14 protein-coding genes are annotated in these 13,376 nt (G+C 69.0%); 4 read left to right on the forward strand and 10 right to left on the reverse strand.

Annotation, left to right across the window (positions count from 1 at the left end):
- Positions 1–34: 34 nt before the first annotated feature.
- The 3 genes from AC1MEY_RS03955 to AC1MEY_RS03965 are packed head-to-tail and all read right to left on the reverse strand — an operon-like array spanning position 35 to position 3,023.
- A complete protein-coding gene (locus tag AC1MEY_RS03955; RefSeq protein ID WP_480229426.1) occupies positions 35–886 on the reverse strand; it encodes an ABC transporter permease in 852 nt (283 codons plus the stop codon).
- A complete protein-coding gene (locus AC1MEY_RS03960) occupies positions 883–1,689 on the reverse strand; it encodes a sulfurtransferase (RefSeq protein WP_480229427.1) in 807 nt (268 codons plus the stop codon). The genes AC1MEY_RS03955 and AC1MEY_RS03960 overlap by 4 nt, the downstream gene beginning before the upstream one ends.
- The gene (locus tag AC1MEY_RS03965; protein WP_480229428.1) at positions 1,686–3,023 is read right to left on the reverse strand and encodes an NtaA/DmoA family FMN-dependent monooxygenase; all 1,338 of its coding nucleotides are present in this window, start codon (positions 3,021–3,023) and stop codon (positions 1,686–1,688) included. Before AC1MEY_RS03965 ends, AC1MEY_RS03960 begins: the two co-directional genes overlap by 4 nt.
- A 380-nt stretch (positions 3,024–3,403) precedes the next feature.
- Here AC1MEY_RS03965 and AC1MEY_RS03970 point away from each other — a divergent pair, with 380 nt between their 5' ends.
- Entirely contained in the window at positions 3,404–4,057 is a 654-nt protein-coding gene (locus AC1MEY_RS03970) for a GntR family transcriptional regulator (protein WP_480229429.1), read from the forward strand.
- An 8-nt stretch (positions 4,058–4,065) separates the two neighbouring features.
- Here AC1MEY_RS03970 and AC1MEY_RS03975 read toward each other — a convergent pair whose 3' ends face one another.
- The 6 genes from AC1MEY_RS03975 to AC1MEY_RS04000 form a co-directional block, all read right to left on the reverse strand.
- Positions 4,066–4,833 (reverse strand): DUF1684 domain-containing protein, encoded by a 768-nt coding sequence (locus AC1MEY_RS03975; RefSeq protein ID WP_480229430.1) that lies wholly within the window; start codon positions 4,831–4,833, stop codon positions 4,066–4,068.
- Positions 4,834–4,844: 11 nt separating this feature from the next.
- The gene (locus AC1MEY_RS03980) at positions 4,845–5,756 is read right to left on the reverse strand and encodes a 2-hydroxyacid dehydrogenase (protein WP_480229431.1); all 912 of its coding nucleotides are present in this window, start codon (positions 5,754–5,756) and stop codon (positions 4,845–4,847) included.
- Positions 5,757–5,813: 57 nt separating this feature from the next.
- Entirely contained in the window at positions 5,814–6,884 is a 1,071-nt protein-coding gene (locus AC1MEY_RS03985; RefSeq protein WP_480229432.1) for an aldo/keto reductase, read from the reverse strand.
- A gap of 86 nt (positions 6,885–6,970) precedes the next feature.
- Positions 6,971–7,243 (reverse strand): hypothetical protein, encoded by a 273-nt coding sequence (locus AC1MEY_RS03990; protein WP_480229433.1) that lies wholly within the window; start codon positions 7,241–7,243, stop codon positions 6,971–6,973.
- A 64-nt stretch (positions 7,244–7,307) separates the two neighbouring features.
- Positions 7,308–7,808, reverse strand: a complete 501-nt coding sequence (locus AC1MEY_RS03995; protein WP_480229434.1) for a nitroreductase/quinone reductase family protein — start codon at positions 7,806–7,808, stop codon at positions 7,308–7,310.
- Between the two features lie 30 nt (positions 7,809–7,838).
- Positions 7,839–9,302 (reverse strand): MFS transporter, encoded by a 1,464-nt coding sequence (locus tag AC1MEY_RS04000; protein ID WP_480229435.1) that lies wholly within the window; start codon positions 9,300–9,302, stop codon positions 7,839–7,841.
- Between the two features lie 200 nt (positions 9,303–9,502).
- On the opposite strand from AC1MEY_RS04000, the gene AC1MEY_RS04005 reads away from it, so the two are divergent.
- The 3 genes from AC1MEY_RS04005 (at position 9,503) to AC1MEY_RS04015 (ending at position 11,839) form a co-directional block, all read left to right on the forward strand.
- On the forward strand, positions 9,503–10,627 hold the full coding sequence (locus AC1MEY_RS04005) for a diguanylate cyclase domain-containing protein (protein ID WP_480229436.1): 1,125 nt from the start codon (positions 9,503–9,505) through the stop codon (positions 10,625–10,627).
- Positions 10,628–10,683: 56 nt separating this feature from the next.
- Entirely contained in the window at positions 10,684–10,992 is a 309-nt protein-coding gene (locus tag AC1MEY_RS04010) for a protein UsfY (RefSeq protein WP_480229437.1), read from the forward strand.
- 112 nt (positions 10,993–11,104) lie between these two features.
- On the forward strand, positions 11,105–11,839 hold the full coding sequence (locus AC1MEY_RS04015) for a PAS and ANTAR domain-containing protein (protein WP_480229438.1): 735 nt from the start codon (positions 11,105–11,107) through the stop codon (positions 11,837–11,839).
- 1 nt (position 11,840) lies between these two features.
- Here AC1MEY_RS04015 and AC1MEY_RS04020 read toward each other — a convergent pair whose 3' ends face one another.
- Positions 11,841–13,373 carry a SulP family inorganic anion transporter gene (locus AC1MEY_RS04020; protein ID WP_480229439.1) on the reverse strand — a complete coding sequence of 511 codons (1,533 nt, stop codon included), beginning with the start codon at positions 13,371–13,373 and terminating at the stop codon, positions 11,841–11,843.
- Positions 13,374–13,376 lie beyond the last annotated feature (3 nt).

Genomic DNA, 13,376 nt, shown 5'->3' on the forward strand with positions numbered 1-13,376 from the left:
GATCTCCAGGGTTGATGTGTCGTCGAGGGATCGATCAGCGTGGAGCGATCCGGCGTTCCAGGGTCTTGAGCAGCTGGTCGAGCGCGATGGCGACCGCTGTGATCACGGCCAGGCCGGCGAACACGCCGGTGACGTCGAGGAGGTTCGACGAGTACTTGATGTAGTAGCCGAGACCCTGGCTGGCCGCGATCAATTCGGCGATGACGGCACCGATGAGCGCGATGCCGATGGACAACCTGATGCCGGTGATCAACCACGGCACCAGGGAGGGGAGGACGACCCACCGCAGCGTCTGGATGCGGGATGCCCGCAGGGATCGCGTCACGTCGAGCAGGTCGCGGTCGAGCTGCTGAACGCCCTGATAGACGTTGTAGAACACGACGAACACCACCATCGTGACGACCATGGTCACCTTCGACAGCAAGCCGACGCCGAACCAGATGATGAACAGCGGAGCCAGGACCACCCGTGGAAGGCTGTAGAGGGCCATCATGTACGGGAGCAGCCATCCGCCGAGCAGTACCGACGAGCCCAGCGCGATGCCCAGCACGGCACCCAGCGGCACCCCGATCGACATGCCGAGTGCCACCTCGATGAGCGTCTGGGTCAGGTGCGGCCACAGCTCGCCCGTGGTCACGAGATCGATCAACCGCCGAGCGATGGCCAGCGGTGAGGACACGTAGAACGACGGAAAGATCCGATCGGAGGACAGTTGCCACGCGCCGACGACGATCACGGCGATCGCCACCCGCCCACCGAGGATGACGATGCGGCGCGTGCGCTCGGCGCGTCGATCCGAGCGCACCAGCTCGGCCGAGGACGACGGAGCGGGGGCCGGTTCGACGGCGGCCTGCGGCCGTCCTTCGCGGCTCAGCGAGCGGCTCATGACAGTCCACCTTCCACGGACGTCTCCGCCGCGACCGGCCTGGACGGGTCGGCGCTCCAGGCCGAGAAGGAGCCGACGAACAACGGCGCCGAGATGCCCAGATGTGCGAGCACGGCGACACCGTGCGCGGCCGCGACGCCGCCGCCGCAGTACAACCCCGGGGCGTCGCCCTCGGCCAGGTAGAGCGCGCGGAGGGCGTCCGCGTCGAGCAGAGTGCCGTCCACGGACACCGTGTCACCGGATCCCACGTTGCGTGCGCCGGGAATGTGCCCGGCGCGGAAGGAGTCCGCCGAGCGTGCGTCGATCAACCGACCGTCGGCGGCGAGGTCGGCGGCACTGTCGGCGTCGAGCTGTTCGAGGTGTCCGCCGGTCACGGTGACGGTGCCGTGCCGGACGTCGGGCGCGACGTTGCCGACCGGGTGTCCGGCCGCCACCCATGCCGGCAGGCCGCCGTCGAGGATCCGGACGTCGCCCACCCCGGCCCACCGCAAAACCCACCAGGCGCGCGCGGCGACGAAGCTGCCGTCGTGGTCGTAGACGACCACCGTGTCGCCGTCGTTCACGCCCCAGCGTCGCAGCGCCGCCTGCAGCGTCGCCACCTCCGGCAACGGACGCTTCCCCTCGGTGGCTTCGGCTCCGTCGCGAGACAGGTCCGCGGTGAGGGTCGCCACGACGGCCCCGTCGACGTGCTGGTCGGGAGCGTCGACGGTCGAACGCCGAACCTCGATGACGCGCAGCGTGTCCGGTGCCTCCGACAGCCGGCTCGCCAACTCGTCTGCTCCGACGAACACCGAGGCGGTCACGAGAGTCCCGCCCTCGCGGCCGAGGTGACGAAGTGGTTGGCAGGTCGCTCCAGGCCGAGGTGGTCGCGCAACGTGCTGCCGGTGTACTCCCGCCGGTGCAGTCCCCGTCGCTGCAGTTCCGGGACGACGAGGTCGACGAATCGATCGATGCCGTAGGGCACTTGCGGAGGGAAGATCATGAAGCCATCCGCGGCGCCGCTGACGAACCACTCCTCGAGGACGTCGGCGACCCGGGTGGGCGAGCCGACAACCTCCTTGAACATGCCGCCGCGGACCACCGCGGCGGTGACCTCGGCCAGCGTCAGGTCGGCATGGCCATAGAGGTCGGTCGCAGACGTCAGGGCAGCTCCTGCCTGGGCCGACAGCGTGGACAGGTCGACGACGTCTGCGATTCGCGCGTCGTCCGGATGGGCCGAGAGGTCCACCCCCAATGCCTCGGTCAGCTTGACGCGTCCCGACGGACCGGTCCGCAGCAGATGCTGGAGTTCCGAATAGCGTTCGCGTGCAGACGCGTCCGAGTCCTCGACGTACACCGCGACACCGGGGATGATCAGCTGATCGTCAGCGGCGCGCCCGTACTCCGGGAGCCGCGACTTCAGGTCCGCATAGTAGGCACGGGCTCCGTCGAGGCCCAGGGTGGACGAGTTGGTGAACCGCAGATCCGAGAAGCGTGCCCCGAGTTCCCGCGACCGTTCCGACGCTCCGGCATTGATGATGGGGAGTCGGCCCTGGACGGGGCGTTGCACGTTGAGCGGGCCCTCGACCGAGAAGAACTCGCCGGTGAAATCGATCGAATGCACCCGATCGGATTCGACGAACTGTCCCGTTTCCGGGTCGGCGACTCGCGCCTCGTCTTCCCAACTGTCCCAGAGCAATTGCAACACCTGGATGTATTCGGCCGCCCAGTCGTATCGACGGTCGTTGTCCCAGTGCTGGTCTCGGCCGAAGTTGCGAGCCGCCTCGACGTTCTTGCCGGTGACGATGTTGAGACCCACGCGACCGGCGCTCAGGTGGTCGATGGTCGCGGTCGCTCGCGCCACGTTGTACGGATCGGAGTACGTCGTGTTGACGGTGGTGATCAATCCGATGCGCGTCGTAACCGCTGCGATGTGGGACGCCAGTGTCAGCGCTTCGGGGCGTAGTACCTCGTTGGGGTTCGCGAACTGCGAATTGGTGAGACCGACGAGTCGGTCGCCGATGAAGAAGAAGTCGAAAACGCCCCGTTCGGCGGTCTGGGCGGCGCCTCTGAGCAGGGCCGGGTTCGAATTGCCGTCCGGGTGCGAGCCGGGAAGACGCCACGCGGCGGGGTGGAAGCCCGTGGGCCAGATGGTCAATCCGAGATGCATACGACGGTCATCAGACATGTGCAAGAACGCCTTTCGCCCCGATCGGGGGATGTGAAGGACCCATCGACCATCGGCCGCGAGAGTGGCTCGGCGGAGAATTCGCCTATGGCGGTGAGGGCGGTGAGTGTCGGGCGGTGACGAACGTCAGCGGCGACAGAGGCAGCTGTTGACCAAGAGGAGGTCGACGTAGCGGCGGCGTACCAGGCTCGAGGCGTCGGCGAAGAACCGTCGCGGAGGCTGGGCGCACGTGTCACGACGGTTGCCTGCCAGAGCGGCATGCTGCAGCCATCGATTCACGTATACGAGCGTATACACTGCAACTCGGCACCGTCAACTCGGGGTGCCGCGGGAAGGAACGGCGAAAGATCATGGGCAGCATCGTGTTCACCGGCGCATCCCGTGCCGACGCGCACTATCTCAGAGTGAAGCAGGACCTGCTGGCCGGCCGCTTCGAGCCCGGCACCGTCCTACTGGAGACCACATTGGGACAGCTGTACGGCGTGTCACGCACACCCATGCGCGAAGCGCTGGCGCGGTTGTCCCACGACCGGCTCATCGACCGCACGGAGCGCGGATTCGTCGTTCGCGAGCGTTCGGCGGAGGAGATCGAGGCCATCTACGAGGCGCGCATCCCGCTCGAGGCCTCGGCCGCAGCCCTCGCTGCTCAGCGTCGTAGTGGCATCGACGTCGAACGGCTGGAACACCTGCTCGACCGGCGTCGTGACGAACCCGACCGGTCCCGGCATCCGGAGTGGAACTCCGACTTCCACGTCGCAATGCGCGACGCCGCCCGCAGTGCGGTCATCGCCTCCTCGCTGGCCCACTTCGACGACATGCTCGCCGACTACCGGCCGGACCGGTCGGCGACGGCCAAGACCGAACGCGGCTACCGCGAGCACCTCGACATCATGCAGGCGATCCGCGACGGCGACGCTGATGCCGCGAGTGCGGCGATGGCCGGCCACCTGACGCGCATGCGTGACCTGCGCATCGCCGCGCACGTGCGCCGAGCGAACGGATAGCCCGTCCCTCAGCGCGGGTTCTTCTCGCCTGCCTCGACGGCGACGCCGAGCCTGTTCTCCGGCGGCGCCACCGGGCAGGTGGCGTAGTCGGTGAACGAGCACGGCAGGTTGGCGGCCCGGTTGAAGTCCAGCACCACGGTGCCGTCGGCGGCCGGGGCGTCGATCGCGAGTGACCGTGCCGCCGGGTAGGTGGTGACACCGCTCGTCTCGTCGGTGAAGAGCACGTGCAGGCCGTCGGTCTTTCCGGCGAACGCGATCAGCCGGTGGTCCGAGCCGTCGATCTCGAACTCGATCTCCCCGACCGCACTGTGGTGGTGCTCGAGGCCCGCCACGACGGCGCCGGTGGTCACCGTGGACGGCTGGCCGTAGGGGGTGAACCTGCCGTCGACGCGCCACCGCTCGTCCGGTTCGTACGTCGGAATGCCCTGGAAGGCGGCCAGATCCGGCGACTCGGGGTCGTGCACGCGCAGTGCGACGGAGCCCGTGCGGCGGATGACCTCGATGCGTCGATCCCCGTCCTCGACCAACAGCCCGGGCGCACCCTCGACGGGTTCGAGCCGCGAGGTCCCCTCGATGCCGTCGACGTAGGCGGCGTCGGCGTCGGCGCGCCACCGGCCCGGCAGATCGGCCACGGTCTCGAATTCATCGGAGAGCCAGTGCAGGCCGGTGATGGCGACCCACCCCAGTGGGTCGCGGAAGTAGCGCTCGCGCTGCTCGTGCCACTGCCTCCACTCGGCGTCGAAGCCGGTCTGATCGGCGTGGTCGGTGATCGTCATCGTCGTTCCCTTCAGCGCGGTTGTCCGGCAACCAGATTGGGCGGGTTCTCACCCGAGGCGTAGGTGTCGATCTGGCGGCGGGCCACCTTCCAGGCCCGTTCCCAGGCGCCCGCGGTGCTGCCCGCGACGTGCGGGGTGAGGATCAGTCCGGGTGCCGACCACAGCGGATGGCCGGCGGGCAGCGGCTCGGGCTCGGTGACGTCGAGTGCGGCGCGCAGGCGCCCGGAGTTCAGTTCCGCGAGGAGGGCGTCGGGGTCGACGGCGCCGCCGCGGCCGGCGTTGACGACGATGGCACCGTCGGGCAGTTTCGCGAGGAAGGCGGCGTCGATCAGGTGGTGGGTGGCGTCGTTGCCGGGGAGCATCGCGACCACGGCGTCCGCCCGGGGCAGCAGCGCGTCGACGTCGTCGAGCGCGACGACACCCGGCCGTGCGCTGCGGCCGACCAGCGTCACCTCCACCTCGAACGGCTCGAGCCGCGACGCCAGGTTGGTGCCCAGGTCCCCGGCGCCGAGGACGACGACCCGCTTGCCGATCAGGGTCTCGGTGGTGCGCGGCCGCCATGCCCCCGCAGCCTGGTGTGCGACGAATTCCGGCAGCTCGCGGTAGATCGCCAGTAGCACGGCGACCGTCCACTCTGCGGTCGAACCGCCATGGGCGCCACGGCCGTTCGACAGCATGACCCCCTCCGGCAGGTGCGGCAGCCACTGCTCGTACCCGGCGTTGAGCGTCTGCACCAGGCGCAGGCCGGGCAGGTCGCCGAACCGCGCCCCGATGGCGTCGGCCTTCTCGAAGCCGACCACCACCACCGGAGCGTCGAGGTGTTCGGCGGGCCAAGGATCGCCCGGGGTGTAGTACACCGCCTCGATGCCCGTGGCGTCCGCCAGCTCCGTCAGCCCGAGGTCGTCGGGCACCAGTACCTTCACCGTCGTCCTCCTTCCCCGTGCGCAACCACGGCCGGGCGCCGGGTATTTCGCGGGCGGCTAGACGTCGGAACTCTCCCGCCACAGGTCGATGCCGGAGTCGGAGGCGTAGCCGTCGATCTCGGTCAGTTCCTCCGGTGAGAAGTCCAGGTTGTCGAGCGCGGCCAGGTTCTCCTTCAGCTGAGCGACGCTCGACGCGCCGATCAGCGTGGAGGTGACCGCGGGATCGCGCAGCACCCACGCCAGTGCGAGCTGGGCGAGCGACTGGCCACGGCGCTCGGCGATGCCCGCGAGCCCCCGCAGCCGCCCGAGTACCTCGTCGGTGACGAGTTCGTCGTCGAAGGTCGGCCGGGCCGTCGCGCGGTCGACGTCGCCGGCGGGCTGCTCGAGGTAGCGGTTGGTCAGCAGACCCTGCGCGAGTGCCGTGAACGCGATGGCCCCCATGCCGGCCTTGCCCAGTTCGGCGGTGAGCCCGCCCTCGATCCACCGGTTCAGCAGCGAGTACGACGGCTGGTGGATCACGAGCGGGGTGCCCAGCCGGCTCGCGATGGCCGCCGCCTCGGCGGTCTTGGCCGCCGAGTAGGACGAGATGCCCACGTAGCGCGCCTTGCCCGACCGCACCGCGGTGTCGAGTGCGCCGATGGTCTCCTCGAGCGGCGTCACCGGGTCGATGCGGTGGGAGTAGAAGACGTCGACGTGGTCCAGTCCGAGTCGCTCCAGCGAATCATCCAGGCTGGCAAGCAGATACGTTCGCCCGCCGAGCTGGCCGTAGGGTCCGGGCCACATGTCCCACCCGGCCTTGGTCGAGATGATCAGCTCGTTGCGGTACGGCTTGAAGTCCCGTCGCAGCATCCGGCCGAAGTTCTCCTCGGCGGAGCCGTAGGGCGGGCCGTAGTTGTTGGCCAGGTCGAAGTGCGTGATGCCGTGGTCGAACGCGTAGCGCAGGATCTCGCGCTGCCCGTCGAACGGCCGATTGTCGCCGAAGTTGTACCAGAGGCCCAGCGACATCGCGGGCAGCAGCAGCCCGGACGTACCCACCCGTCGGTAGGGCATCGAGTCGTACCGGTCCCGGGCCGCCACCCAGGGGTCGTTGGTGAAGGGAACGTCTGAGATCGCGAGGTCCTCGGCCATGGGTCCATCGTATTCACCGGACGGCCGCCGTTCCCGAGATCGAAGGTGATCGCCGCCGGACGGCGGCGATCGCCCTCGAGGAGCGGCTACTTCGGTGAGTTGCCGGGGAGGTTGCCGGGCGCCGGGGTCGGCGGGCCGGGAGCCGTAATCGACGGCGTGAAGAGGTTGCCGCCGGTGGGGTTGATGCTCTTCTCGGTCGGCGACGGCGCCGGCGCGGACGACTCGACGCTCGTCGTCGTGGTGGTCGTCGTGGTCGACGGGGTGTCGCTCTCCTCGCTCGCGCAGGCGGCGAACGTCGTTGACAGCGCGGCGAACAGGACGACGCACGCGGTGTTGCGTACGCGGTGGGTGGAAGTCATGGGTCGGGCACCTTTCCCCGTCGAGTGGTGCGGCCTCGTCCGGTCGCGGGGAAAGGCTATGCGCTCACGCCTCGGCGCGCGCGCCGAACACGTCGATGGGCCGCACCGTCTTCAACATGACGATGGGGATGTGGCGCGTCGTCGAGGTCTGGTAGGCGAGATACGGCGGGTACAGGTGCGTCATGTAAGACCACACCGCGTGCCGTTCGTCGTCGACGGGCTCGCGCCAAGTGGCCTCGAACGCCTGGGTGGCGATCTGCACGCCGATGGTCTCGCTCTCGAGGATGTTGAGGTACCACTGCGGGTGCTCGTCGGCACCGCCCTTCGACGCGACGATGACGATCTCCCCGGCGACGTTGCCGTAGATCAGCGGCGTCACGTACTCCCGGCCGGACGAGCGGCCGGCGCACCTGATCAGGCAGTGGGTGGTCATCGCGTGACCGCCCACCGAGCTGATGTCGACGATGTGTCCTTCGGCGCCACCCGATTTCAGGTAGGTGGCCCGGTGCTGCTCGGTCCAGTCGCCGACTTCGGCTCGGATGGCGGCGGCGTCGGCGTCGGCCATGGCGGTGTCTCCAGGTGGGTGTCGAGGCCGTCAGGCCGGTGCGGGTGCGTCGTCGTCGGCGGTCAGGGGTCGGGCGATGGACTCCAGGCTTCGCCCCTCGGCCCGGACGCCCAGGAAGATCTCGACGACTCCGGCGATCACCATCAAAGCGCCTCCGAGGAAGTATCCGGGCGCGATTCCGGTGATGTCGCCGCTGCTCGACGCGTTCTCGATGAGCACGCCGAACAGTAGCGGACCGGTGATCCCGCCGACCGCGGTGCCGATCGCGTAGAAGAACGCGATGCACAGCGCCCGTGTCTCCATCGGGAAGACCTCGCTGGCCGTCAGATACGCCGAGCTGGCGCCCGCCGAGGCGAAGAAGAAGATGATCGCGCCGAAGATCGTCAGCGTGACGGCGGTGACCGAGCCGAGGAAGAACCCGACGACGGCGAGCATGACGCCCGACACGATGTACGTGCCCGCGATCATCCTGACCCTGCCCACGGTGTCGAACAGCGGACTGAGCACCAGGGCGCCGATGAAGTTGCTGATCGCGAAGACCGCGATGTAGTAGCCGGTTCGCTCGACCCCGAAGAAGGTCGACAGGGTGTCGCCGTAGGTGAAGTAGAAGGCGTTGTAGAGGAATGCCTGCCCGACGAACAACGCGAAGCACAGCACCGTCCGCCGCGGATACATGGTGAACACCGTCCGGGCGATCAGCCCGATGCCGATCGTCTTGCGCTGCCGGATGGTGATGGTCTCCGACACCTCGGGCAGCGCCCGACCCGTCTCCCGCGCGATGTCGTCCTCGATGCCGGCGACGATGCGTTCGCCCTCGTCCTCGCGGCCGTGGATGAACAGCCACCGCGGACTCTCTGGCACGTGACGACGCACGAGCAGTACGCCGATGCCGAGGATCGCGCCGAGTCCGAACGCCAATCGCCAGCCCCACTCGGCATCGACGATGGTCGGGTCGAGCAGCGGAATGGTCAGCAGCGCACCGCCCGCCGCGCCGACCCAGAAGGACCCGTTGATGACGACGTCGACGCGGCCCCGGTACTCGGCGGGGATGAGTTCGTCGATGGCGGAGTTGATCGCCGCATACTCGCCGCCGATGCCCGCGCCCGTGAGGAAACGAGCGGCGAAGTACCACATGGGGTTCATCGAGAAGGCCGTGAGCACGGTGGCGAAGATGTAGACGCCGAGGGTGATCAGGAACAGCTTCTTGCGGCCGAACCGGTCGGTGAGCTGGCCGAAGAACAGCGCGCCCACGCACGCACCGGCGACGTACACCGCGCCGGCGAGGCCGATCTGGCTGCTGCTCAACCCGAGTCCGGTGTCGGTCGACTTCAACGCATCCGACATCGATCCCACGATCGTGACCTCGAGGCCGTCGAGGATCCACACCGTGCCGAGGCCGATGACGACGAGCCAGTGCCATCGCGCCCAGGGCAGTCGGTCCATGCGGGCGGGTATGTCGGTGTCGATCCGACCGAGTTCCACTCCAGATGCCATCCCGACCTCCCCGGTGCGCGCCTGAGGGCCGGGATGCCACCGAAGACCGTCGTTGAAACCCGCCGACGCCCACCGGCATCCGAGGCCGTCCCGCGGGGGTAGCCGGCACCCGGGGGCGCGACGGGGTGACACTGTATGGCTGACGGACCCAGGCGGGTCGGGACGGCAGACGTCGGACGAGGGACGAACGGTGACGGGTGATGAGCGCTAGCGGGTGGCGGCGCGGCGGCGACCACTACTACTGGCTGACCGCCTTCCTCGCCGCGCACGATTTGCAGCGGCGCACCTGCCGCACCGTCGCGGCGAGCATCTTCGGTCTCGGTGCGATCGGTCCGATCCTGTCCCTCGGGATGCTCGGCCCCGGCAGCACGGCGGGCATGGTGGTCATGGCCACGGTGACGTGCTGCTGCGTGGTGATGACGCTTCTGTGGCTGCGTCCGGGCTGGCCGAGCCGGCGCGTCTCGTGGGCGTGCGTGGTGGTGGGCACCGTGTGCATCGCGGCGTCGTCGATCGTGGTCCCGTCGCACTCCCTGGGCATCCTCGGCACCACGACCTACGCGGTCCTCGGCTCCTTCGTCGTGGTGTTCCACTCGCTGCGACTGCTGGTCTTCACATGGACCGTCGGGGCGAGCGCGCTGATCTACCTGGCGGTGCTGCTGGCCGAGGACGACGTGTCGATGGCCGTGGCGACGGTGCTGTTGATCGTCCTGGTCAACGTGTTCGCCGTCTTCGCGTGCCGGATGGTGGTCCGGCTGATCGCCAACGACACGCCCTACGGCGACCTCGAGCCCGTCACCGGTCTGCCCGGCCGGGACGCCTTCTTCGAGAAGGTCTCCACGTTGATCGGGGCCCGCACCCGCGACGACGACCGTCGTCTCGTGGTGGTCGTGGTCAACCTCGACGGCTACTCGCTGATGGCCGACGTGCGGGGGCGCGCCGAGGCCGACGGCGCCCGCGTGGGCGTCGCCCGGGCGTTGCGCGAGACCGCCCGCCGGGACGCGATCATCGCCCACCCCGGCGACGCCGAGTTCTGGATCGCCGATCTGTTCACCACCCTCGACCCCCACCCGTTGGCCGAACGCATCCGCGGGGCCGTCGCCGGTTCGCGATCGGGTCTGAGCGCGAGCGTCGGCGTGGTGTGTACGCCGCTCGAACCGCTGGCCACGGTGCCCACCTACGACGTCGTCGAGGAATTGGTCAACATCGCCATCTCCGCCATGTTCGAGGCGCGCAGGGCCGGGGGGAACCAGACCCGGGACGCCATCGATCCCGCGCTGACCGTGCTGGCCGACCCCTCGACTGACCAGGGCTTTCCGTCGGTGTGACGGAGGGTACAGGTCGGCGGGCGTGCGTTTCGGCCGTTCGGCCGCGTCCAACCACCATGACGAACATCAACGGACACGACGCGGCAGGATCCCTCGTGGGCGCGGGGCCCGTCGCCGGTGAGACGCTCAAGGACCGGACCAGCTGGCCGGGTTACGCCCTGATCGTCCTCAGCCTGTTCGCGCTCGCATCGGGCCTGACGGCGCTCGCCACCGGCCACGGCGGACCGGCGGCCGGGGCGCTCTCGGTCGCGGCGGTCGCGATGGTCGCGGGCATCACCTGGCTGCTGATCCGGCATCGACGGCTGTCTCGGCAGGTCAGCACCGGTACGCCGGAACGCCCCGAGGATCTCGGCCCGGTCACCTGACCGGGCGATCGACCGTAGTCGGTCGATGAATCGGACGTCGGTGAACTCCGGAGAACGAACGTCACTCGGGTATCGGGGTGTCTGCGGCTGACGGCAGCGATAATCTTTGCCCGTGGTTCTCCGACAATCCTCGTCACGTCCCGAGGACGACGACGTCTCGGCGCGGATCGTGGTCGACGACGATCTGCCCTCGACCGACGGCGTCGCCGTCCAGCCGATCGATCAGGCGCTGCTCGGCGGCGCACCCGAGCGCGTCGGCCGCTTTGCCTATCACTACGGCACGGACACGTGGACGTGGTCGGACACCGTCGCCCGGATGCACGGGTACGAACCCGACGACGTCACGCCCACGACGGAACTGATCCTGAGCCACAAGCACCCCGACGACGTGGCCAAGGTGAAGGGTCTGCTGGCGCAGTCCGCGGCCCCGTTCAGCAGCCGGCACCGCATCATCACCACGACGGGGGAGACCCGCAGCGTCGTCGTCGTCGGTGAGGCCGTCGCCGGGCCGGACGGGCAGACCGCGGCGACGCGCGGCTTCTACATCGACATCACCGCGAGCGTGGACGCCGAGGTCCAGGCGACCGTGAGCGACGAGTTGTCGGTCATCGTCGCCCACCGCGAGGTGATCGACCAGGCCAAGGGGATGCTCCAGCTGCTCTACGACCTGGACGCCGACGCCGCGTTCGGCGTGCTCCGGTGGCGGTCGCAGGACACCAACGTCAAGCTGCAGGTGATCGCGGAGAAACTGGTGGCCGAGCTGCCCAAGCTGCTGGTCGTGCCGAACGGCGCCCGCAGTCCCATCGACCACTACCTGATGACGCTCGAGACTCCCGACGAGGAGTGACTCACTCGGCCGCGCCGAGTCGACCGGAGAGGCGGTCCCGCCGGTCCGCGGAGTCGGTGTTCAGTCCGACGATCTCCACGTGCTTGCCGCGGGCCCGGTACTTCGTGGTGACGGCGTCGAGTGCGGCCACGGTCGAGGCGTCCCAGATGTGCGAGTCGGTCATGTCGATCACCACGCGGTGCGGATCCGCCGTGTAGTCGAACTGGTAGACCAGGTCGTTGCTCGAGGCGAAGAACAGCGCGCCGCTCACGCGGTAGACGACGGTGTCGGGGTCGGAATCCGGTGTGGCGGGCAGTTTCTGGACGGTGACCAGGTGCGCGACCCGACGGGCGAAGAGCACCATCGCGGTCACCGATCCGACGATGACGCCGTACGCGAGGTTGCTCGTCGCGACGGTGATCGCGACGGTCGCGACCATGACCAGCGTCTCGCTGCGCGGCATCCGGCGCAGCGTCGACGGGTGGATGCTGTGCCAGTCGAAGGTGCCCACCGACACCATGATCATGACGGCGACGAGGGCCGCCATCGGGATGGTGCCGACGACGTCGCCGAGCCCGACCACCAGCCCCAGCAGGAAGAGTCCCGCCAGGAACGTGGAGATCCGGGTTCGCGCCCCCGACACCTTCACGTTGATCATGGTCTGGCCGATCATCGCGCACCCGCCCATGCCGCCGAAGAAGCCGGTGACGACGTTGGCGACGCCCTGACCCCAGCCCTCGCGGGTCTTGTTGCTGTGCGTGTCGGTGATGTCGTCGACCAGCTTGGCGGTCATCAACGACTCGAGCAGACCCACCAGCGCCACCGCCAGCGCGTACGGCGCGATGATCGACAGCGTCTCCCACGTGAGCGGCACCTGCGGGATCAGCAGCGCGGGAAGGCTCGACGGCAGTTCGCCCTCGTCGCCGACGTTGGGCACGTGCAGGCCGAAGATCAGCACCACCGAGGTGAGGATGACGATGGCGATCAGCGGCGCCGGTATCGCCGTGGTCAGCTTCGGCAGCAGCACCATGACGAGTAGGGCCGCGATCACCAGCGGATACACCAGCGCGGGAACGCCGATCAGGTACGGCAGCTGTGAGGTGAAGATGAGGATGGCCAGGGCGTTGACGAAGCCAACCATCACGCTGCGAGGGACGAAGCGCATCAGACGGGCGACGCCCAGCGCGCTCAATACGATCTGCAGCACGCCGGCCAGCAGCACCGTCGCGACGAGGTAGTCCAGGCCGTGCTCGCGGACCAGCGGCGCGATCACCAGGGCGACGGCGCCGGTGGCCGCCGAGATCATCGCGGGCCGCCCGCCCGTGAACGCGATCGTCACGGCCATCGTGAAGGACGCGAACAGGCCGACCCGCGGATCGACCCCCGCGATGATCGAGAACGAGATGGCCTCGGGGATGAGCGCCAGCGCCACGACCAGGCCGGCCAGCACCTCGGTCTTCAGACGTCGGGGTGAGCGCAGCGCGGCCAGCACCGACGTGCTGGGATCGCCGGCCTCGCGGACCGCGGGCGTGGGCGACGGCTGGGGGAGGGACACCGC

The sequence above is a fragment of the Mycobacterium sp. PTI7 genome (assembly GCF_056679845.1).